This window comes from Paenibacillus sp. ACRRY, from assembly GCF_022346995.1.
Taxonomy (GTDB): Bacteria; Bacillota; Bacilli; order Paenibacillales; family Paenibacillaceae; genus Paenibacillus.
In genome coordinates this window covers 45,283-68,798 of the sequence record NZ_JAKRNM010000005.1, presented here as the reverse complement: position 1 = coordinate 68,798, position 23,516 = coordinate 45,283, and the positions used below count along the sequence as shown (strand labels likewise).

Below are 23,516 nucleotides of genomic sequence, written 5' to 3'. Positions count from 1 at the left end.
AAATGCACAAAAATAATTGAAAAATAGAGTTGAAATTAAAGATTCTAAGGGTTTTCGTGAAAAAATTAACTGTACGAAAATATCAAAATGTTATTATGGTAAACATATTATATCCATCATATTACAATTTGATAATATTGTACAAAAGTACATTCCTATTGGAGGACAAATGGGCAAATCAAAATTATCTACAATAATTAAATTGCGGAAATTTAAATTTATTATGATTTCTGTTTGGATTGATTGGGGAACATTAAGTGACGGGAAAATTATAAAAAAGCAATTCGCAGTGATAGCATTAAAAAATCTTACAACTGGCACTCACATAATCCATCCATTTACAGAGTTTATCTTAAACTACTGGCAGACAAGGAAGTTCAACACTCAGCGGAAGCACGCCCTGAATACTGTTAAATTCCTTAATTACTTACTATTAAATAAACGTAATATGAATATTCACTCGCTGTCTGATTTGACTTTTGTGGAGGGAAATTATTATCTTAATTTACTTACTTCTGAAGGACAATCTAGAGGTTCAGTAAAAGACAATGAAAGGACTCTTACACGCTTCTATCTTTGGTTGATTAACAAGGGCGTAAGTAACCTAAACATAAATAAGTTTAACAAAAAAGAAACACTGTACGGAAAATACTATTACGAATCCCCTTTTCAAGTAATCTACCCGGATCATCGTCCATCAAATGTGGAGCATTCATTCCCCATTCAATATATACCTCTATTAATAGAAATAGCTATCCTTGTCGCAAGGCCGATTGCGCTTGGAGTCTATCTACAAATGTTTGGTGGGCTTCGGGCTGGAGAAGTTGTCAATTTAAAGCGTACTCAGCTACGAAGAAAAATAGTAAATGGAGATTTTCTATTTGAAATCAAGGATCAAAACTTCCGTACTGACCTTAAGGATAGTTCTGGCAGCAGTAATGTAAAACGTAGTAGAAACCAAAGGGTTTTTCAAATTAGGGATTGGGGTGAGGCTCTATTCCTTGATCATATTGAATTGTTCGCACCGACAGATAAAAGCAACGCGCTTTTTGTAAACAGAGATGGAAAAGCGATGTCCGGACGTAGTTATCGTCAATACTTTGATAAATTAAAAAGAAGCTTTATAGAATACCTAAAGTCATACGGAAACAGCGAGGATAAACTGATTGCCCACCATTTGAGCATGATGAATTGGTCCACCCACATTGGTAGAGGAACTTTTACAAATATATTAGCAGAGGTAGCTGAAAATCCTTACGATATCGCATTTCCTCGCGGTGACAAAAGCCTTCTTTCTTCTCTTTCCTATATGTCGAGGACTGAACGCATCCGAAAGAAACTAGAAGATAAATTTAATAATATGCATGGCTTATACATTCCAAAATTGATTGAAGAACGTAACAGTCAAAAGGAGCATTAATGAATTGAATAATACATCTGAATATCTTACTACATTTGAACTTGCAAGAGTTTTTAATGTCACCTACGGCACCATTTTAAAATGGATATCTGAGGGGAAAATTCAATCAATCATTAAAATGGATAATAAATTCTTAATACCACAGGAAACTATCCCCTTAATAAAAAAGAATCTCGGATATATAAATACTGACGAGCATATGTGTCTGCAAGAATTTCTTGAGCTCTTTAATATCAGTCATGAAACATATCTGAATTGGATAAAAAAAGGATGGGTAAAAGATCGGGTTTTTCAGAATGGCAAGGGAGCCTTTATCCCCCTTAGCTCCATTGATGTAATAAAGAAACTGAGTGGTTACGTAAATGAAAATGATTGTATAGATGTCAAACAACTGAGTGAAATTCTGCATATTAATCCTGAGAAAATATATAGGCTTATTAAAAGTGGCTTACTTGTAGACTTCCATTACTACAAAGACAAATACTTATTTAAAGTGGATTCTATAGGGGAGATTAAACAAAGCATTGGATATTTCACTGGTTTTAGTCCAGATAAATACTTAAGAATATTTCAGGCTAAAAAAATATTGAATATAGACTTTGATTTTCAATATTGGAAATCAAAAATACCGTATATCTTGCATATGGACACTCCATATATACATCATAAGGATTTAGATCTTATTAAAGAGCTAGTAAATGATAAGAAGCCTAAAGTCTCCCCTTCAAATAAAGTACATCTTTTAATTCCAGGTTACGAAAACTATGTAACTATCAAAGCAGCTTCCGAGATATTACAAATCGATCTCATGAGGGTGTACTATCTTATAAACACAGGAGAAATTAAAGAAGCTATTAAAGTTCCGTTAAACAAAAACCAGACCAGATGGATGATTCCTCTAGAATCAATTGCTGATTATAAACAACCTCGAATTTCTCTAATAGAGAAAAAGAAAGTAGATCGTATTCCTGTTTCTCTAATTGAGAAAAAGAAAGCAGAGCGTATTCCTGTAAATACATTAAGTCTAGGGATGATAGCCGAAAAAACCGGAGTGCCACAAGGTTCACTTCGATTGAAAGTTAGAAAGAAACAGTTGTTTCCAAATGCCCTAAAGATTAAAGGAATGTATTTTGTACCAATTGATGAGGCTAATCAATTTATTGAGAACACTCGCCACCACAACTACGATAATAAGTTAGATATCTACACGAATAAATACGCCTTAGAAGAGCTATTAGATTATATGACTGTTTTTCCTTTGCCATCTCATTTAGGAAAAACGGCTGACCTATTTTCAGAGTTTTGTAAAATTAAATTTAGTAAGTTAAGAGGAAACCCAAGACACATCCGTTCTTTTTTCAATATTTACAAATCTTTGTTCGAAAAATTAAGGAGTCAGGACAAAAATTTACATGAATTGGGCGTTAATGAACTAGACCAAATCATATTTGAACAACTGATTAATGCACATACTAAACGAATTTTTGTTCAGTTTTATTACTATTACTTTTCCAGTCGGAACCTCCCTGTTCCCAAACAATATGTAGTATCTAATAAAAACAACTTTAAAAAAAAAGAAAAAGAAATATATTCACCTGTGATATTTCATTCCTTTTACAGGTATGTAAAAGATATAGTGTTACACTTACCTAATGCCATTATTGATGAGTATTATGCAAACATGTGGTTCTTTACAATTATGCATCTTACGAACGCATGGAGAGCGTCGGATATTGTTTTTAAGACTCCTACTCTTGATCTCTCCTCCATTCAAGTCGACTCCTTGGACTGGTTCAATAATAATACATTAACGAAAACACAATGCCAAAAAGTCGTTAATCAATTGTATTTAAAATTTCGCTCGACCAAGACAAGCAAAACAACTTCATTCGTTACATTCCTAGTCGATCCAGATCTGGTGGAGCCACTATCAACAGCAATGATTGTCTCTGAATTGCACAGAAAGAAAAATGGAGACTCATTGCTTCTTGAATCCTTCATTATAGGGACCCAAATCAAGACGATTGCCACCTCTGGGAAAGACCGGCATCATCATTTTTTCAAGTGGGATTCGACACTTGAACCTTTTAAAAGCTTGAAGTTTAACAATAGCACCTTAACTTACCTTTTTTTTAGTATTAGTAAAGAAGATGGAAATGATTCTGATATAGCGTTAGAACTAACTCAAAGGGTACGGTCTCACAACAAAGCTGAAACCACGGCTATTTATGTTCAATCTACAAACAAAGACGGGAGCTTGGATCAGGTCTCGTCCAACTTATTCAGACGAGGACACTTTGGGTGGTTATATAACTACTTAATATTGTTGGCCAACGAAAAAGATGATATGTACCGAACATTGGAAGATAAAACACTGGCCATTTCAGCAATGCGAAATCAATTAGCTAGTCCTGTTAAAACCGAATTATGGGCTCAATTTCTCTTGCAGATAAGGGAAAAACGAAGCTCAGTTATGTCGAGATTGGCAAAGTTGAAAAAAGAAAGTTGTATTAAATTAATAGTAAAGATTTTTAAAGGAGAGATGCCGTCAAAAACAGAAAACGCTCAGTGCATTACATTTCCAAAATGTGAATACCCGCGATTGAATTCATGTTATTCATGCGCAAACATCATTCCAAAGAATTACTTATTAATTGAACTTAGTGGTGAATTTGATCGGTTAATTAATTCGATTGAAAGTACTGAACATGATGCCATTCGCAAAAAAGAGTCTTACTTTCTTTTAAATTTACTACTCCTTCTTGACGAAGGAATCAACTTTTTTGGTGAGGAATATATTGAGGCATTTTTAAGTATCCAATATGTTCGAGAAAAACTCAGCCAACTGGCAGACAAAATATATATTGAATAAGGTGGACATTTTGGAATTTAAACTTTCTCAAGACTTGGTTGGAAAATCAACAGTAAGTGTGATCGAACATTTACAGTACGATAAAACAGATAGCACATTATATCTGAACAATTTTTCTACTCTAAAAGAAAATGGGTATATTGTGGCAGATTCTTTTTATGACCATATTTGGACTTTGCCTTGCAAGATAAAGGCGAATGATTTTCAACTGGTATTTGATCTTGATATATATGGGGACCTAAATGAAGCGGTTAAAGCCTTTATAACCTTGCGCAAATCTTCTGGAGTAAGCTCGCATAAGTGTTATGACGAATTGCAATTTTTAAAAAAAACTATACGATTATCCAAGGGTTTAGAACAAACAAATAACTTGAAAGACAAGTTGTTATCAATGTCAGAACCACGTGCTTACACCCTTTCAAACGTACTAAAGAACTTCATCAGTTTCTTCCCCTTCGAACAAGGAGAGGAAGTATTACGGATCTGTAGTAGCATTCCTTTTGCAACATCCGGAAATAGAAACTTGCCACACTTCCACGATGTACTTATTTTCAATGATATTGTAAATGATTTTTTTCAAACCAAACCAATAGAAAACACCCTAAAATTTATGCCTATTATGTTTTGGTGGCTTATCACGAATATCTTGCCTCAAAGACCGACTGAGTTACTCTTAATGAATATAGACTGCCTTGAACATAGAAACGATGAATCCATGTGGCTTAAAGTCCCCAGGATCAAAAATGAAAGTGATTCACCAGAAAGAGTTATTAAGTATGATTCAATCCAAATAGACGCCAAAACCTACCAATTAATCTCTATCTACAAAATGAAGCTAAATGAATTTGGAATTAAAGATGAATACCTTTTTCCAAGAGATTTCTATCAGATGTTTCGAAAAAAACCAAAACGTCAAGCATTCAATCGAATGACACTGTACAATTTTGAGTTTTTGCTGCAGGAATTTTATATCGAGGTTGTTGAAGGTTTATATTCGGAGACAAACCTTGAAAAAATTAAGCCTGGAGATACCCGACATTTTGCAATTATCAATATGTTCCTGCAGGGCTTTAACATGCTTTCTATCGCCAGAATGGCTGGGCACGATGTTATTGCCACACAGGATAATTATTATTCACACGCCGAACATTTCTCTCAATCATATGTCTATATATTGGCTCAAAAAATGCTAGAACGTAAGATTTCAGATACTATGCCTGAAGGATTTATTGGATGGAGACGGGATGCATACGATAGAGGAAAGATTTACAATAACCAAGACACATGGGATATGTTAAAAGTAGACTACGGTTATTGTAAGGAAATGAAAGAAATTTTCCCATCTTCGTGTGTTGAAGATTGTAGGATATGCAATAACTACGTTTTTAAACCGGATATTGAGAAATATGAACAAGGGATTGAATGGCTGCAGGATTACTCCGGTATGCTTAATCAACGAATGAATGAACTACACCTAGTAATGAAGGAACAGAGCAGTTCATCACTCTTATCAAAGCATCCTTATTCGGATGAAATTTTAAAGACAAATTCGATGAAACTTGTTAAATACATGAATCATAAAGCAGTCGTGGAGTCGATCTTGATGGAGGAAGAAAGATATGACTAAAGAACAAGAAAAAAGAGCCGGGAAAGGCAGACCTTCCAATTATACTGACAAACAACTCAAGGAAATTGCGTTGGACATAAAAAAGAAATTTAAAGGTAAAAAACTAACTTATTTATTATTAGAGAAAGAAACCGGTATCGGAAGAAATACGTGGAGTAGACGTATTCCTGATACATTAGAAACGTTAAATAATCCTGTTTCAGTGTCAGTAGGAATATCCGAAAATGATGATGTCTACTTCCCAAATATTGAACAAATTTTTGACTATTATAAAAATGATAAGAACAAAATAATTAACGAGCTTTATTTCATTGAAACGGCATTCCACGAGCTATATAGTAAGGTTAACACTTTAAAAAAAGAGCTGAATCAAAGAAAAGACTACAGTGCTGAGTTGAAAATGAAAAACGATGAGATACGGTTGTTGCAATCACAAGTAAGACATTACGAACAGTTATATAATCAGCAAATGGTTTCGAGTGTCTTTTCTCACCTACATTCTCAATACCAGGTCAAACACAATTTAATACAGTTTGATAAAAACAACAGAAAACATGTCAGTTTGGAAGATTTAGAAACATTTTTTGAAACAGAAGGATCGGATTTATCAGAAACAAATTCCAGTCTGTCAAAAATGGAAGACAAGTACCGGAATATATTTAAAAAAGAACGGTAGATCTCCAGATAGTTTTAAAAAAACTTCGTCTTGTACCAGAACAACATCTTACTTTTTTTCTTATTTCAAACTGAATAGGCTACAGGGGGAAATATAGATCAGGTGGATGATCAGTTTGCTAAAGTTGTGATAATGGAGAAGCCTCTAAAAAATTTAATAAAGTCTAGAATCACTTTAATAAAGGCAAAAGAAAAACTACCCGTTTTATTGTAGCGGGTAGTTTTTTTATTTCTTTTTTTCAGTTTTAATATGATTATCAATTGTAGCTAAAACATTACTAGCCAAGAGTTGAACCATTTCAATATCATGAATGGACCTTTTGGATAATAACTCACTCAATTTAATCAAAACTGTCTCTTTCCCTTTCTCGCTTTCAGAGAAATAATTATCATTGTAACTTCTGAAAAATTCGCTAGGAGATACTTCAAGAGCTTCTAAAATACGTTCAAAAGTATCCAACGAAATGTTTCTCTCACCTCGTTCTATGCCTCCAATATAAGGCTGAGGTAAACCAACCTTCTCACCCAACTGTTCTTGGGTATAATTTTTGCTTTTTCGGATAGTCCTTACTTGTTCTCCTACAAATTCAGTAATTCTGATTCCCAACGCAACCACCTCTACTAACAGATTAGGTAAGTTGCTCCAGGCATTAAAGATACTCATGTTATATATTTCTATTTGATAATATATAATTTTGGGTCTATATTAGGCTAAGACAACTTTGAGATACAGGAAAGGTGAATAATTATGAATAGCTTACCTACGACTATTGTTATTGAAAATGTCCTTCAATACAAAATGCGTGGTAAAGTTGCCTACCAAAGTTACTTAACTGCCTCCACTGCTATAAATGTTACGTATGTTAAGCGTTATGATGATCCAACAGGAAAAGGTTATCAGCGACCAGTTGATACAAAAAGAAGCAAAGATTTTGCCTTATATTTATCTAAAGGTGAAGATGCTTTGTTTGCACCTGTTTTATTGAATGCTGCGGGCCATTGGGAATTTTCGTCTTACGATAACATGCGAACAAATTATGGGAGACTAGTATGTAAAGGAAAGGCATCGCTAATGGACGGACAACACCGTCTTGGCGGTATTGAACGCTATATTAAAGAAACAAACACAGAAATCAATGTTCCTTTTCTAGCTTTCCATTATCTTGATGAGGATGAGGAAATACATTTCTTTGATACCATAAATACTAAAGCCAAAGGCATTGGGACCTCTCTAAGCAAGTATTTGCGACGCAATGACGATGATTATAGCTGGATAGCGACTGAGCTAGTAACACGCACCGAAAGTCCTTTTCACAATATTGGGAGCATCATTGGTAAACGTACTCGTGGAAGATATATTACTCTTCAAAATCTGTATAAGACACTTAAATTATTGTTTAAAGAACAAAAATTTCTAGGTTTGACGAACGAAGAAAAATATCAAATAGCTTTAAATTATTATAGGTATATCAAAGATGCTTTTACGAAGGAATGGATGAATTATGGGGAATATCGCATAACTCATATTGTTTGTTTGGATGCTCTTTCAATTGCTGGAGCAAAGGTTCTAACCAAATGTGTTAATGATCGTGGAAGATTAAATTATGATTTGATGCATAAGTATGTGAACAGACTTACCTCATTAAATTGGTCTTCAGAAGGACCTTTAAAATATATAAAAGGCGTGAGTGGATCAAAATCTTTAGCTATTGATTTAATTGACCTGATGCTACCTTCTTCTTAACATGTGCGGGAGCTTGCTTAGATAAATTATAATTAGCCCAAAGATCATAAATTGATTAAAGCCGCATTCTTTAGCTGCTATTTACCTACTAAAAAAACAGTATGGTAGTCAACTCATTGTTTTAAAACTTTCACGAAAAGCGATGACGATCTTCGAGCATCTTTACGCTTATACTGTGAAATTGCAGAGACATTAAACTACCCTGCCTGTTAGTTTAATGAGTAACTGGAAAAATATTGATTAGATGTACACCTAATCATCAATCGGACTATGTTCTTGTCAATTCCGGTAATCGTTACAAGTTCTTGTCCTTGTCCGGGACACGAACTTGTAACTATAAAAAAACATGCCGCTAAGTTAGCGACTTCAATGGGAATAATGTTTTTATCCCTCGAGAGTAGATTGTCTACCTACTGCCATTTACTCCTGCAATTATCAAACGCGCTCTAAAAAAGTTTTCACCTACTGATTAATTCCCCAAAACAGTTGATTCGGAGGAATACTAGCTGCAATTAGCATTTTTCTGGTTTCGAAATAATACGATACTTTTTCCCCTTTTCAGCTGTAAAAGCAACTATATTATCTCTGACCAAAGACGTGGGAAGTCTCTCCTCTTCACTGGTGAATATTGTTCCCATCGGTATCCGGACTGCAAATTCAATATCTCTTACTGAATGGATTTCAGCCTCTTTTACTTTACCGTCTTTCCACGAGAACGAAACTTCAAACCCACCACGCGTTCTAAGTCCACTAACGGATCCGGAAGGCCATGCTTCTGGGAGTGCTGGTAAAAAATCTATAAAGCCTTGATGCGACTGCAAAAGCATCTCTGTGATTCCTGCTGTTGCTGCAAAGTTCCCATCAATTTGAAAAGGTGGGTGTGCACTGAGTAAATTAGCGTAAACACCCCCGTGATGAGAATCAACTGGTATCTTATCCTCCACAAGTTCTAACATACGATCGATAAGCGCAAAAGCGCGGTTACCATCCCTCAACCTGGCCCACAATGCAATCTTCCAACCAAGACTCCAGCCGGTACCATCATCACCTCGTAATTCTAATGATCTTTTGGCTGCTTCGATTAACTCAGGCGATTTCTGCTCTGTAAGTTGCCGTCCGGGAAATACACCGAACAGATGCGAGACATGTCGATGATGAATATCTTCGTCTTCAAAATCTAAAAACCATTCCTGAAGTTGCCCGTTCCGGCCTTTCTGTAGAGGAAAAAGTCTATCTCTATGTTCTATTACCGTTTTCCGGAACTCTTCATCTTTCCCAATACGTTTGGCTGCGTCCGCTACGTTTGTGAATAGATCCCAAATGAGTGACAAGTCCATCGTTGACGCTGCACTTACACCCGCAAGCCCGTCAAGGGTGTGGAACCTGTGTTCGGGAGATGTAGAAGGTGAGGTTATCAGTTGACCTGCTTCATCTTCAATCAGCCAATCCAAACAGAACAGAGCTGCTTCTTTCATCGTCGGATAAGCAATTGAGCGAAGAAACTGTTCGTCCCCCCCAAAAGTATAGTGTTCCCACAGATGTTGACAAAGCCAAACGCCTCCCATAGGCCACAAAGCCCAGACAGGATCACCATTACGACCATAATCACCGACAGGTGCTGTTTGCCCCCAGATATCCGTATTGTGATGGGCTACCCAACCAGTGGCTCCGTAATGTCGTTTAGCAGTTTCAGATCCGTTAGATGCTAAAACTTCAATAAAACGTAGTAAAGGTTCGTGACACTCTGCTAGGTTACAAGTCTCTGCAGGCCAGTAATTCATTTCTGCATTGATATTTAAGGTCCAGTTACTGCTCCATGGTGGTCTGGTATCTGCATTCCAAATACCTTGGAGGTTTGCAGGTAATGTTCCTGGGCGGGAACTTGCGATCAATAAATACCTTCCATAATGGAATAAAAGCTCTATAAGTTGTGAATCTTGTGCCCCCTTTTCCATAATTCTCTTATCTGTTGTCTTATCTGGAGACTTATTGTGTTCTTCGGTCCCTAGATGTAGTTTAACTCGTCCAAACAGGCGGTTATGATCGTCAATATGTCGTTCACGCAATTTTAAATAACTATATGATAATGCAGCTGAAACTGAGGTTGCAGCTTTAACTTCTGCTTCCTGAATGTTCTTACCCGGCACAGTTTTGGAATCCCGAAATGTAGTAGCTGCAGCGAATACAAGGGTTATAGAATTTGCACCAACAACCCTCAAACCATCTGGAGCAAGTGTCATTGTCCCACCTGCATGATGTGCAGATAGTCTACCCACAAAACGTATACTATTTGTAGTATCAAACTCTCCATAACGGATGGGCTTGTCTTCAGCATAATAACTTGGTGACACATGTTCAGGAGCTTGTCCTTGAAGGGAGAGCTGATTATCTCTAACGTCTACCCAACTCCTTAAGGGACTGCTCATACTTGCATGAAGAGTTAAATCCCCCGGGGTACTCGAATTCAGGTGAACAACGATTACTCCATCCTCATGGGAAGCGAACACTTCCCTTGTATATCTTGTATTACTGATCTGATATTCAGTTAGAACAATTGCTTTATCCAGGGACAAAGTACGCGTATAATCTTCAGCTATATTGCCGTGTTCAAACTTCAATATAAGTTCCCCTAAAGGCAAGTATGACTGCGTATATGGCCCCATCATATCAAGTGTGCTTCGATCAGCTTCCGTATATTTCCCTTGTGCAATGTAGTTACGAACATCGTACAAAGCATTTAAAGCTTTAGGATTATGCCAATCTGTAGGCATACCTGACCATAACGTTTCTTCATTTAGCATAAGCTTTTCGTTTTCAATTCCTCCAAAAGTCATTGCCCCTAAACGCCCATTCCCAACGGGAAGTGCTTCAGTCCATATTTGAGCTGGCCTTTTATAAAATAAATTCATGTAAATCCTCTCTTTCTTAAATCCAGTCATAGTAGATTACATATGATCTAAGCGCTCCCAAGAAGTAATAGAAGTTCTCCTTTTTAATGAATTTTACATATCAGTTGTAGCGATAGGAAAAATAAAATACTATGTTCATTATAATTTCATCGTAGTCCCTTTTGAGTGAACTCTTGGATCTCACTGTGACTAATCATCAAAATAAGTGAATACAAGAAATATCAACTATTAATCCTACTAAAGTCTAGGTATGTGCTCTGCCTAACTGATAAATATTTACATGAATCATCTTCTTTCAATACGTTCATTTCTCTATATTTAATAACGAGCATCTTCACTCAGAGATGTAAATTTAGGACTGAAAAACGAAACTGCTAAACGACATTGAGGGGCAGTCCACAGCGGTCCGTCGTTTATCTGCCTTTCGTCTGCGATTAACATCTTGTTCTGTGAGAAAGTCTTTAAAATCCCCAATCTCCAATTTGTAATGAATTCCTCACTTCTCTTCAACTAGATTGATTAAGAAACTAAATTTGTAATGAGATCGTCATCATATTCAATATCAGGTTCCTTTTTCCATTCTTGCTTCAAATCCTCAATTCGTTGAATTTTCAATAATGTTGTAAGGCTCTTTTGGGTATCAGCATCATTAAATGCCCGATATGAAGGAGGGATAATATCAATAAGTTTGTAAATGACCCAATACTCTTGAACCTTTATAGGTCTTGTAATCTCATTTTTCTTAAGTCCATGAATAGCAGCGTAAACTGTATCATCTGATGCACCCTCCATAATAAAGTCATCACCCTTAGAATCCCTAACAGGTTGCTCTGTAGAATATTGTACAACTACATTTTCAAATTCTTTGTTTATTAAAGCTTCCTTATATGCTTTTTCAACTAGTGCAGGAGGTTTTTCTTCATTATCCCTCTGTTGCTTAATAACAATTTTTTTCACCTTAAAGCGTCGATCAATTCTGTAGCTCTCCTTATTCATTTCGTAGATTTTTTTAAGTTCAGCTGTAACATTTTTTCCATCGAAATTAATTTTGTTAAACAATTTACTTATCCTTTCTTTGTTGCTTTCAATCTCAAACAGCTGTTCCTGCGTAACCGAGCCAAATACATTTTTTGGCCAATGTATATAGCGGTCTTGCTTACTAAGTTTATTATCATTGTCTGAAATCATCCCCCAGATTGATAATTTCTCTTGTTCACTAAGTTGAACACCTTCTTCCTCTGCCTTCTGTGACTCAATAACATAACTTGTCAAACGTGATAAAATTTCTTTGCGTAAATGAGCTTTGTCAGGCTGTTTCCCTGGATTAGCACTTTCCCACTCATCCGACACTACTGACTTAAAATAATCAAATTCCCAACCATGTATCTCCCGGTTACCAAGAGTTCCAATTACCGAATCCTTCAGTTTTTGGCTTCCGCTTTCTTGTACATTTCTTATAATTATGATCGATGTAACTGCCACAACTACCATGAGTAGGACTAAAATGGCTCTTCTGTGCTTATATGAAAATTTAAACAATCAAATCCCCTCCATTGAGAGCGCAATTAGAGATGTTGAAGCAAATAGATGCTTCAACATCTCTTAATTAGAAATAGAAACAAAACTCCTTAGTTGTATCAACACCTGTATAAGACCAACCGATGACAGAGGCACCGTACATCAGTGACTTCCGACAGCATCGAAAGATCATTCGCATTAATTGGCTTTTGTATTAATTGATCACCAGATTGTGAATGATCCGCTTTACCTCCAAAATTTCTTATCTTTTGATGAGAAGCATTCCCTACGGTATACTGATCGATTAATGCTCTATCAGCGGTTCCAGCGGTTCCAGCCCTTCGACTTCTTCTGCTTCCCACTCATCTTGATTCATGTTAGTATTAAAAGATACCTGGCTGGTCTCATATGTCAATACAGGATCCCAGAGTGTTTTATCACTGGTATTGTTTTGGTTCTTATTGACGATAAATGTAATAGAATCCGTTGCATTTACATCAATTGAAAAATCATAACTACTGCCCGTTGTGGTTGTAATCGTATTAGGTCCCCAAATTGTGGTTCCGTTCTTCTGAATACTAACGATAACTCCATCGCCACCTGTTGCCTCAAGTTTTGGTGTACCTTCAAAACGTAGAGTCCCTGATTCAGGAGCCACAAATTTTCTCACTGAATCTGAGTTCGCACCAGGATGCTGATAATTTGGACCAACTCTTAACCATGCTTCATTACCCACCCAAAAATTATTACGCTCACTTTTTAAGCTAGCCTGTGTAGAAGCTAGTGGGTCACTGGCAGCAAAATCAAAGCTATAGCCTGACGGTGGCCAGTATGCGCTGGAATCAAAACTTAAGTTAGCGTATCTGCCATTTGACATTCGCTGATAGTACCAATTCTTTTTTCCTTGCACGGAGCTAAAACCCGCAGAAGCCTTGTATGATTCGGCTGAATACTCATACCCATCGAAGTAAAGATAGGTACCACTTGACTTACTGTTCTTCTGGCCTGTGTTAACTATCTTAATTGTATGATTATCATCACTCAGATTCTTGATTGCATATATAAAACTATTGGTCAGCCATACAGGAGCGTACATATCAGATGTTGCTATATATTCTCCGTCAACATAGATGTCCACTATACCCGCATTTCCGTTCCGCGCACCCCATAGATATATATCTGGCCCTTTAGCAGTAAATTCTACAGATGCGTTAGTTGCATTCGTATTGCGACCTTTTCCGCCATATAAAGCACCACTCGAATTTTGGGCCCAGGTTCCGTTATATGTGATATTTGAAGCCGTGTCATCTATAATCTTTGTCCCGCGATTCCCATACATGGGCTGGTCCTCGTCTACTGGTTCGTAAGGATAAGTTTGAGGCAGTGTTACAGATGTGGTACTTCCTTCCCCTAGTGTTACATTGTAGTATCCATAATTAGTACCACCTTTTCCTGAATAAAACCTAAACGTTTGACCTGTAGTATTCATCGTTTCCTCAGTAGGATTCCAGAACCAGTTATACCATCTTGAATTATCATGATCAATGAACTCTTGTTGCGGTGCCCAGTCTTGGCTTTCCAGTGAAGAAGCAGTAGTAATAAATGTAGACGCAACTCCGGACTGTGTATCTTGCCAATTACCTATTGCCATGAACTTGTTCAAATATGTGTTGTATGAAACTGAGGTTACGTTTGCGTTGGCGAACACATCACTACCCTTCCCGCCAAGTCCTGGCTCTGTCCATGTCCCGTTGTAAAACTTTTTCCAGGTTCCTGGAGCCATTTTATCGCTTATAGCTGACCTTGAAACCTGTACTGCCCACGTAGATGGTCCCCAAAAGGACTTACTATTGTTGATTTTTGGATACCATGCGTAACTAGAGTAAAGGTAAATATAGCCGCCTGTATTATCCACTACGATGCTTTGGTCCCCAAGACCTGTCATTTGATAAGAGCCAGCATATTTAGATCGATCGCCGCGCTGACTAGGGTTATCACTGGTTACAATGTCACCGGAATTAGTCCAAGTAAGACCATTGTCTGCGCTAACACCTAGTACAACTCTTCGAAATGCCCAAGTCCACTCACTTCGGCTATACGTGTGTTCGACCCCTGAATAATCGTATTCTACATGCATTGGTGCATATAGTAGACCGGTTGCTGGATCACGCCACATGCCTCCAATCCACCAATACCTATCATCACCATTAGGTTTAGTAAAGCTAGTGGTGTCCATTGATCCGGCGGTTTGTTCCGTCATATTATCTACACTAGTTCCCTTAAACCGTCTTAGTTTGGCATAAGGGTCTGAAGATCTTGTAAGGAAAAACCAATACTCGCTACCTATCTTCATTATCGTTCCTTGACCATCGCCAGATACTGAGTATGGCAATGCATTGTACGTACCAAGAGACCATGTAAAATCCGTAGTTGCATCCTCTGCATACACACTTTGGTCATAAATAGAATCAAAGAAAGCGAGGGCCACAACAAAGAAAGCGATTACAAATTTGGTCATTTTTTTTCTCATCAAGAACGATCCTCCCGGAATTTAATACAATTCATCATTCTAAACCTGTCTCTCACCTCCACTTGCGAACGATGAATTGCATAATTATCTTAACTTCAACTCGGGCTAAAATACATTCAGAATTCGGGACAAACTTATTTATTTCGCATCATTTAATTACCGTTCCGATTTTTATTGTTTTCGAATTCACTCGGGCTGACCCCAAAAAATTTCTTAAAGCTAGTACTGAAATATGGAGAATAATTATAGCCGACCATACTAGAAATATCAGTAATCTTCACATTGCCTTGTAAAATTAATTCTTTAGCTTTATTCATCCTTAATTTGGTAATGTAGTCTGTTACAGTGATGTCTAATTCATTCTTAAATATCTTCCTCAAGTAACTTGAGCTGATATAAAGATCTTGCGAAATCTGTTCAACACTTAATTCACTATCTGAAAAATGATTGTTTATATATGACTTTGCAAGTTCCAAAAGATTCTTTGATTTCGTAGATTTTTTAGCACTCGAGTAATCTAATACTTGTCCGAAAAGCTTATTAATCCATACAAATATCTCATCAAGTGATCCCATCTTTTTAAGATCTGAGAAGGGAGAGAAACCTTTCCCAAACACATCATCAATACTATGACCAATCTCAGTAACATACGATAAGCATAAAGAAACTAGATTTACCAATACCATATTGGTAAAGTCAAAAGAAAGTTTTTTTTGTTGTATATATCGAAAAGCTTGATCTAAATTTGCCTTAATTTCTGGGGAGTCATTCAACCTGAGTGCCATTGTTAGGTTTTCATTAATTTCGTTTGGATAGAAACCAATATTAGCATTTCTTGATTCTAATACAACATGTTCGATTGTCTGTCCTGAGCCTATTAACATTTTGTTTGTAAGTGCCATAATGGATTCGGTATACGACACTCTAAGTTCCTTGAACTCATTTACACTTTTTCCAATTCCGATAGTAATTGAAAACTTCAAATATCTCTCAACAAGCTCACAAACTTTCTGTAACTGTTTAACCTTTGATTTTAACTCGGTTTGTACGTCATCTACCTGAACAATCACAATGATTCGTCCCTCGGGACCGTTAAATGAGATATAGTTTTCTTTTGGTTTTAGAACATCATCTACTATATTGGATACAGCATACTTCCAAAGTGATATCTCTTTAGGATCGCTCCAACGTTTATAAAGAAAATCAATCTCAATGCTACTCACAATAAAATTGACTGATTTTATTGATACACCAAGTTCTGCAAGCTGAGTGATAATCTCCATTTCACTCAGTTTGCATTCATTACTTATTAGAAGATTCAAAAGCCTCTCTCTTCGGAGGAGTGAGTCAGTTAATGAGAATGTTTGTTCAACCAATTGCTTACGTATTAAAGCTCTTGCCTTCTGTATAGATGGAAGTAATTCCTCCTCGTTGAAGGGTTTTAAGACGTAATCAAGTATGCCCAGCTTAATACCTTTTCTGGCATATTCGAAATCACTATGCCCCGTAATTAGTATAATCGGTAAGTCATGGTACAACTCTCTTAGCCTCGCTGTTACTTCCAAACCATCCATGAAAGGCATATTGATGTCGATGAGCACGAGATCTGGTTTTATCTCGATTGCATAATTTAGTGCCTCGACCCCATTTCTAGCCTCAGCGTAGATTTCAAATCCAAATTCATTCCAGTTAATTACCGTTCGTAGGAAATTTCGGAAGCGAAATTCATCTTCAGCAATAAGTACCTTATTCATTAATCGTTCCCTCCAACGTTTGGCAATGTAATTCGAACTTCTGTCCAGGAACCGTATTCACTTCTAACAGATAAGCCATAAGCTTCTCCGAAGTGGAGCTTGATTCTTTCATCAACACTCTTAAAACCAAATGAAGACCCCGTCTCAGAGATATTGTTTTCGCTAAATAAGCTTTTTATTTTTTCGGCAGGAATACCGATTCCTGTATCCAGTACGCTTATGATGATTCGTTCTTCTTCCAAATAGCCTGTTATAGACACTTTTCCTGGAGTAACTTTATATTTCAAACCATGATAAATTGAGTTCTCTACCAATGGCTGCAGTGTTAATTTTAATATTTCGCTTTTCGCTACCTCGTCAGGAATGTTGATTTCATATTCAAATATATCAGCGTAACGGCTGTGCTGAATTATGAGATAATTCTTTACGTTATTGATTTCATCCGCAATAGTAATAATCTCTTTTCCTTGACTTAGAACGGTTCGATAAAAACGTGCTAATGCCAACGTTGCATTTTCACTTTCTTTATATTCACCCGCTCTTGTCATAACATAAATGAGATCTAAGGTGTTGTAGAGAAAGTGGGGCTTGATTTGCATTTGAATAAGAGCCAGCTCCATCTCCCGCTTTTTCTTCTGTTGTATGCTTATATCAACTACCAGCTCATTGATCCGATTAATCATCTGATTAAGGACTGAAGCCACCAAGCCTACTTCATCTTCAGAAACAATAGGGCTGCGTACTTGAAAATTACCTCGCTTAATTTGGTTCATCGTGGCAGTGAGCTTAATCAGAGGATTTACAATCATTTTAGATAGGAGTCCTGCGAAGATTAATGCACAGATGAGACAAATGCAACATATATAAAAAAGTAGTCTTGATACTTTTTTCGTTTCTTTCGTTAAAATAGAGAGAGGGGTCTCACTCATTAGTTTCCAACCCAAGTGGGAAATACTAGCTGTTGTGACCAGTTTATCTTCTCCATTAATTTCTAACAGTTCGGCACCCGAATTGTCTGTTATAATATTGTTTCTTAAACCTTCATCCATAATGGGCTTGAGTACTCGTTCTTTATTAACTGATGAGATAACTCCTTCTGAACTCGCAATATAGTAATCCCTATTGTCTGTTTCTCCCACATTACGATATAGGTTGGCTATTGTCCCCTCTCGGATATTTAATAAAACGACTCCATAAATATCGCCTGTCTCAGTGTTCATAACTTTTTTAGCCAACGTAAGAAAAAAAGTTTCTCCGTTTTTATTAGGTTCAGCTGTTTTACGCATGGGAAACCATACGGATTGAATTGTGGGAATTGTCATAACCTTATTCATCGTTTCATTAATAAATGGAAATTGAGAGCCCCTTGTAAAAAAATCATCCGTTGCGTATATATTATGGTTAAAATCTACGAAGACTGCTGAATCGATATCTTCGAAATTCATTGTTGCTAACGATAATTTTGTTTGTAAAACATTCCGTAGAAGTAATTCGTTCTTATCAGTAGCGTTCATCTGCTCTACTTCTCTTTCTGTCCTGTCAATTTCAAGTAATAGAGTGTTGATACTGGCTTCGGTTACTTTGAGAATTGAATTTAACTGAGTAATGATGAGATCCGAATCGTCTTCTACGGTTTGAATAGACTTGCTAATTAGCACTCGTGTATATATTGAATTCGTAAATAAGCCTACCAATACCAAAGGAATGATAATCAAAGGAAGAAAAACGATGATTATTTTATACCTAATTGGAGTGTTACGAAACCATCGTTTCAACTTATGATCCCCCAGTCCTTTAGTTCTTTGCTATAAATATTCGTTAATGATATTAAATTTCCTCCACCTTATCCTTTGACAGCTGAACCCACGGTCATAGCATTTTCCACTTGCTCACTAAAGATAAGATACAAAATAATTACAGGTAAACTAGACAGCGTTAGAACAGCTGCTGTAGTTCCCCAATCTTGATCAAATCTCCCTTGTAAAAACATGACCGCTAAAGGCAATGTACGAATCTTATCATCGGAAATAAGAATATTGGATACAAAAAATTCGTTCCAATTGTTAAGTATTATGAAAATAGACATCGTTGCGATAGATGGTTTCACAAGCGGTACAATAATCTGAAAGAAAGTCCTAAATAATCCTGCGCCATCAATTGCAGCTGCTTCTTCAACCTCTTTTGGTATGCCCTTCAGAAAACCGAAGAAAACCATGGAAGTAAATGAGAGCTGAAAAGCAATATAAGGAAGAATAATGGATGTATAGGTTTGCTGTATATGCAAATCCTGGACAAGAATTACTAGGGGTATGATGACGATTTGAATGGGTATGAACATCCCTAGAGACATGTAGGTCTGCATTAGAGATGACCCTTTCCATGTCATCCTTGCCGTAGCATACGAGAACATTAAAGATAGTAGAACAGTAAAAATAACTGCAAAAAGTCCAATGATAAGGCTGTTCTTAAAGTAAACATGAAGGTTTAATTCTGTTAGAGCTTTAAAGTAGTTTTCTACTCTCCATTGTTGAGGAAGCCCAAACGGATTAGTAGAAAAAATCTCTTCATTGTCTTTAAAAGAATTGAGTCCCATCCAAATCAATGGATATATTGATATACCGAAATGAAATATCAGGAATAAGTATTTTAGTATGGAAATGGAATTTTCCTTTGCTTTCATTTTTCATTCTCCTATTTATTGTTGTGTACTTCTGGCAAAAATCCGGTTAACTATCAGCATAAATAATAAGCATTGCAGAACAAGAATGATTGAAATCGCACATCCATAACCATACTCGCCTAATATGAAAGCCGATTTGAACATCATCATCGAAAAGGTAAATGTAGAATCAGCCGGCCCACCATTGGTCATGAGATACATCTCAGTAAAGGCTTTCAGTCCCCCAGTAATACTCAAGATAATACAAAATTTATAGACATCTGCTAATAAGGGAAGAGTGACCACTCGGTGGGCTGTAAAGGAAGAGGCGCCATCAATAAGTGCTGCTTCATAATAAGTTTCAGGTATAGATTTTACACCTGTATAAATAAGACTGAATTGATAGCCCATGTATTGCCAAGCGTTAACAAATGCTATAGCAAATATCGCCAGAGTAGTATCACCAAGCCAATTTTGAGTGTAATTAATGTTTAACATTTCAAACAACTTATTAACAACGCCACGATCCGTATTGTATAAAAACAACCAGAGCTGACTTACTACAGTGGCTGATAAAACTACTGGAATAAAGTAACTGGTCTTAAACAGCCGTTTTGCAAAAATCTTACGCTTTGAGATCATAATCAAAGAGAGAATCGTGCCCATTGTCAATTGATAGACAAGTATTAATCCAGCAAAAATTAGGCCATTCTTCAAAGAAATCATGAATAGAGGATCTTCATATAATCTAGTATAATTTTCAAAACCAATATATGTTCCTGATCCAATACCATCCCAGTCAAAGAGACTACGATATAGTGTCTGCAGAATCGGATATATTACAATTACTGTATACACGATGAATGCCGGAAGAATAAAAATCCCTATTTTGGATTTGTAACTCCATTTGCTCGCAACCCGCATTTGTCTCATCACCCTACACTTTCTATATTAAGAAATATCCCTATCAAGCCATCGTGGAAATCTAGCAGGATAGGGAATTGGTAAATAAAAGACGCTTATTTTGTCTCGACAGCTTTTTCTAGCTGCTTGATGAACTCTTCAACTGTGACAAATCCGCCAAGTAGTTTTTCAGTCGCATCCCCAACGGCTGTCTTGACCTTGATGTCTGTAAATTCCCAATCAAAGATAGACATTGTTTCTATAGTCTCCACGTAATCATTTTTCTTCTGTGATAGTGGGTCAAGTGTACCTTCGTATACTGGATTTTCTTTTAAAATGGTTGTAGGCGCACCATTTTTCACGGTAAATCCTTCATTTAATTTCAGTGCAAGTGCAGCTGCGAATTTTGCAGTCACTTCTTTGTTTTTAGTATTGGCAGATACACCTATTCCTACGTAAGATCCACCTCCACCTACGGCATTAACTTTTGTAGTTTCAGCCTTTTCACCATCAGCGAAAACACTCGGCAAGAGAAAATCAACGGAATCACCCATTTTATCATACATATCTTTTGTCACCCATGATCCGTTAGGTAGCATCGCTGCTTTTCCAGATGAAAAAAGTGCGAAAGCGTCATCATAACTTGTAGTAAAAGCACTTTTGGAGATCAAACCTGAATTTACGAGTTCCAGCTCTTTCTGCGCAGCTTTCAGCACTAAAGGATCATTTGCGCTAATCGATCCATCCACTAACGCTTTGTATCCTGTTGGAACCTCTCGACTTAGAAACATGTCAAAAAAGGTTAATCCAGGCCATTTCTCTTTGGCAAAAATGGCCATAGGCAGAATGTCTTTTGAGTGGAATACTTTTACTGCTTCAAGAAGTTCATCATAATTTCCGGGAATCTTGACATTGTTTTGAGCAAATAAGTCTTTGTTTATGAATAGCAATCCATTGTCGGAGTTTTCTGTACGTAAATAGTAAATATGTCCATCAGTCCCCTTCAAACTTTCAAAAGCTTGTGGTTTCATTTTGGATTCGAGTTCAGTATCCGCAACATACTCATCAAGTTGGAGAAGGGATCCCGACTTATAGAACACCTCTGCTTGTGCACCTTCTAGATGGAAGATATCCGGAAGATTACCACTTGCCGCAAGAACCTTCAGTTTTTGTCCACTGTCTCGTGGCATTGGTTCAATTCTCACTTCAACATTTGGGAACTCTTCTTTTAATTCAGCTAATGCATAATCAAGGGGGAGTTTTTCAACTGGATCGGAATACTTCTCCATTAGCGTGATTGAAACTTTTCCTCCTGTAGCCGAATCATCTGAGGAGGAATCGGACCCTGAATTAGAACTATTTTCGTTCCCACATGCTGTAATAACCACGATTAATAATATTGAAGTCAATAAACTAAGCGCTTTCACAACATTTTTTTTCATTTGCACTTCTCCTTGTTGTAGTCATTTAATTTCTTTTTATAGTATAGTTTGTGGAAGGTTCTAGATAAATTCACTTACTTACACTATTTTATAAAATTCGAGAGTAATCAGGTCTATCCTCAATATCTATTTTATTTCTTTATCACGATACAAAAAACGGAATAGGTATTTGAATTCCAATTTTTTCGACAATTAAAGGGAATCCGCTAATTGAGGATTCCCTTTTAATTGAATGCACAAAATGATTGATTATTTCTTGTTGAATAACATCTACACATCAATAATATCTTAATCACTTTCAATTCCGGATCGACTTAAATTCCGAATGAACCGATAATTTCACTCTTTAAGAAATGTGTCTATTAGTATCATTACATGTCTGATCACTTGAGAAAATTTAATCTTCTTTCATTAGCCAACAATTATCATCATAGACCACAATTTCAAATGATTGTCTCATGGTCGAATTCCTAGTGGCATCAAACACTCAAAGTGGAGGGTCAACAGACACCGCAGTGTTATGAGGATGAAAGTTATTTTGGATTTTAAAATAAAAGTGAGAAATCAGGTAACACCGGAACTACCCTAACTTGTAAAATTTTCTTGCATTCTCTCCAAACAGACCTGAGCTATTTTCCTCTATCCAAGATTGTGGGATTGAATTGTGCAAAATACTAAGCACATCATCATAACTTGCAGCTTGCAAGCAGACCGGCCAATCAGAACCAAACATAATACGCTCTGGACCGAATATACGAAGGATATACTCAATATATGGCTTGAAATTCCCAATTTCCCAGTTATGATGATCAGCTTCGGTTACCATCCCAGAAATTTTACAATGTATCTTTGGGTGTTTTGCTATCTCTCCCATGAGGTGTTCCCATGGTTCAAAAACTTGTTCCTTTATGCGAGGCTTACCAATATGATTAATAACAGCCCTTAAATCAGGAACCTCTCTGAGAAGTTCATTAAGCACACCAAGTTGATTTTCTTTAACAAGAATATCAATGGGCAGATCCAAGGCTTCATAGTACTTAAGCGCTTCCAAATATGACTGTTCAAGCACTCGGCTGACATCAGACATCTCCTGCATCATAATACGGAAGCCAACGAACTTCTTATGTTTACAAAAACGTTTGAACTGTTCCTTATGAGATGTAAATAAATCTATCCATCCGACTACACCTAATATCGAATCCGACAGATTGGCCAATTCTAATAAATATTCGGTCTCTTCTATTGTAGGTGCAGCCTGCACTACTATTGATCCGTCAATATCATGTTTAATTAAATGAATTCCGTAATCTTCTGGTAAAAAGTCTCTGTATAGAATAGGTAGTTCTTCATTTATCCAACCATAATCCTGACGGGTGATTGACCAATAATGCTGATGAGCATCAATTCGCATAATAAAGTCTCTCCTCTCTTGATCATTAAATTCTACACACCTAACATAAGGT

General features: G+C 36.7%; 15 protein-coding genes. 5 read left to right on the top strand and 10 right to left on the bottom strand.

The window, feature by feature from the left end; all coding sequences use genetic code 11:
* Window positions 1-16: 16 nt before the first annotated feature.
* Genes MH144_RS18720 through MH144_RS18705 form a run of 4 tightly spaced genes read left to right on the top strand, consistent with a single transcriptional unit; the run spans window position 17 to window position 6,595 of the window.
* Window positions 17-1,420, top strand: a complete 1,404-nt coding sequence (locus MH144_RS18720; RefSeq protein WP_239302796.1) for a hypothetical protein — start codon at window positions 17-19, stop codon at window positions 1,418-1,420.
* Between the two features lie 4 nt (window positions 1,421-1,424).
* Window positions 1,425-4,292: a helix-turn-helix domain-containing protein gene (locus tag MH144_RS18715; protein ID WP_239302795.1), complete on the top strand. Its 2,868-nt coding sequence runs from the start codon at window positions 1,425-1,427 to the stop codon at window positions 4,290-4,292.
* Window positions 4,243-5,919: a site-specific integrase gene (locus MH144_RS18710; protein ID WP_239302794.1), complete on the top strand. Its 1,677-nt coding sequence runs from the start codon at window positions 4,243-4,245 to the stop codon at window positions 5,917-5,919. Before MH144_RS18715 ends, MH144_RS18710 begins: the two co-directional genes overlap by 50 nt.
* Entirely contained in the window at window positions 5,912-6,595 is a 684-nt protein-coding gene (locus tag MH144_RS18705) for a hypothetical protein (RefSeq protein WP_239302793.1), read from the top strand. Before MH144_RS18710 ends, MH144_RS18705 begins: the two co-directional genes overlap by 8 nt.
* Before the next feature lie 225 nt (window positions 6,596-6,820).
* On the opposite strand, the gene MH144_RS18700 is transcribed toward MH144_RS18705, so the two are convergent.
* Entirely contained in the window at window positions 6,821-7,201 is a 381-nt protein-coding gene (locus tag MH144_RS18700) for a helix-turn-helix domain-containing protein (protein WP_239302792.1), read from the bottom strand.
* A gap of 141 nt (window positions 7,202-7,342) precedes the next feature.
* Here MH144_RS18700 and MH144_RS18695 point away from each other — a divergent pair, with 141 nt between their 5' ends.
* Window positions 7,343-8,338 (top strand): DGQHR domain-containing protein, encoded by a 996-nt coding sequence (locus tag MH144_RS18695; protein ID WP_239302791.1) that lies wholly within the window; start codon window positions 7,343-7,345, stop codon window positions 8,336-8,338.
* Between the two features lie 512 nt (window positions 8,339-8,850).
* On the opposite strand, the gene MH144_RS18690 is transcribed toward MH144_RS18695, so the two are convergent.
* The 9 genes from MH144_RS18690 to MH144_RS18650 all read right to left on the bottom strand — a co-directional run bounded on the left by MH144_RS18690 (window position 8,851) and on the right by MH144_RS18650 (window position 23,464).
* On the bottom strand, window positions 8,851-11,247 hold the full coding sequence (locus MH144_RS18690) for a glycoside hydrolase family 95 protein (protein ID WP_239302790.1): 2,397 nt from the start codon (window positions 11,245-11,247) through the stop codon (window positions 8,851-8,853).
* Between the two features lie 519 nt (window positions 11,248-11,766).
* The gene (locus tag MH144_RS18685) at window positions 11,767-12,786 is read right to left on the bottom strand and encodes a peptidylprolyl isomerase (RefSeq protein WP_239302789.1); all 1,020 of its coding nucleotides are present in this window, start codon (window positions 12,784-12,786) and stop codon (window positions 11,767-11,769) included.
* Between the two features lie 283 nt (window positions 12,787-13,069).
* Window positions 13,070-15,295, bottom strand: a complete 2,226-nt coding sequence (locus tag MH144_RS18680; protein WP_239302788.1) for a hypothetical protein — start codon at window positions 15,293-15,295, stop codon at window positions 13,070-13,072.
* 152 nt (window positions 15,296-15,447) lie between these two features.
* Window positions 15,448-17,049, bottom strand: a complete 1,602-nt coding sequence (locus MH144_RS18675) for a response regulator (RefSeq protein ID WP_239302787.1) — start codon at window positions 17,047-17,049, stop codon at window positions 15,448-15,450.
* Window positions 17,049-18,824, bottom strand: coding sequence for a sensor histidine kinase (locus MH144_RS18670; RefSeq protein ID WP_239302786.1), 1,776 nt, complete (start codon window positions 18,822-18,824; stop codon window positions 17,049-17,051). Before MH144_RS18670 ends, MH144_RS18675 begins: the two co-directional genes overlap by 1 nt.
* A gap of 68 nt (window positions 18,825-18,892) precedes the next feature.
* Window positions 18,893-19,729 (bottom strand): carbohydrate ABC transporter permease, encoded by an 837-nt coding sequence (locus MH144_RS18665; RefSeq protein ID WP_239302785.1) that lies wholly within the window; start codon window positions 19,727-19,729, stop codon window positions 18,893-18,895.
* 15 nt (window positions 19,730-19,744) lie between these two features.
* Entirely contained in the window at window positions 19,745-20,566 is an 822-nt protein-coding gene (locus MH144_RS18660; RefSeq protein ID WP_239302784.1) for a carbohydrate ABC transporter permease, read from the bottom strand.
* Window positions 20,567-20,727: 161 nt separating this feature from the next.
* Window positions 20,728-22,053 carry an ABC transporter substrate-binding protein gene (locus tag MH144_RS18655; protein ID WP_239302783.1) on the bottom strand — a complete coding sequence of 442 codons (1,326 nt, stop codon included), beginning with the start codon at window positions 22,051-22,053 and terminating at the stop codon, window positions 20,728-20,730.
* A 580-nt stretch (window positions 22,054-22,633) separates the two neighbouring features.
* Window positions 22,634-23,464 carry an amidohydrolase family protein gene (locus tag MH144_RS18650; protein WP_239302782.1) on the bottom strand — a complete coding sequence of 277 codons (831 nt, stop codon included), beginning with the start codon at window positions 23,462-23,464 and terminating at the stop codon, window positions 22,634-22,636.
* Window positions 23,465-23,516 lie beyond the last annotated feature (52 nt).

Excerpts from the sequence above, each read along its gene's own strand:
- MH144_RS18710 (WP_239302794.1), top strand. The coding sequence starts at position 4,243 with ATGTTCGAGAAAAACTCAGCCAACTGGCAGACAAAATATATATTGAAT.
- MH144_RS18705 (WP_239302793.1), top strand. The coding sequence starts at position 5,912 with ATGACTAAAGAACAAGAAAAAAGAGCCGGGAAAGGCAGACCTTCCAAT.
- MH144_RS18695 (WP_239302791.1), top strand. The coding sequence starts at position 7,343 with ATGAATAGCTTACCTACGACTATTGTTATTGAAAATGTCCTTCAATAC.
- MH144_RS18690 (WP_239302790.1), bottom strand. The coding sequence starts at position 11,247 with ATGAATTTATTTTATAAAAGGCCAGCTCAAATATGGACTGAAGCACTT.
- MH144_RS18680 (WP_239302788.1), bottom strand. The coding sequence starts at position 15,295 with ATGAGAAAAAAAATGACCAAATTTGTAATCGCTTTCTTTGTTGTGGCC.
- MH144_RS18675 (WP_239302787.1), bottom strand. The coding sequence starts at position 17,049 with ATGAATAAGGTACTTATTGCTGAAGATGAATTTCGCTTCCGAAATTTC.
- MH144_RS18665 (WP_239302785.1), bottom strand. The coding sequence starts at position 19,729 with ATGAAAGCAAAGGAAAATTCCATTTCCATACTAAAATACTTATTCCTG.
- MH144_RS18655 (WP_239302783.1), bottom strand. The coding sequence starts at position 22,053 with ATGAAAAAAAATGTTGTGAAAGCGCTTAGTTTATTGACTTCAATATTA.
- MH144_RS18650 (WP_239302782.1), bottom strand. The coding sequence starts at position 23,464 with ATGCGAATTGATGCTCATCAGCATTATTGGTCAATCACCCGTCAGGAT.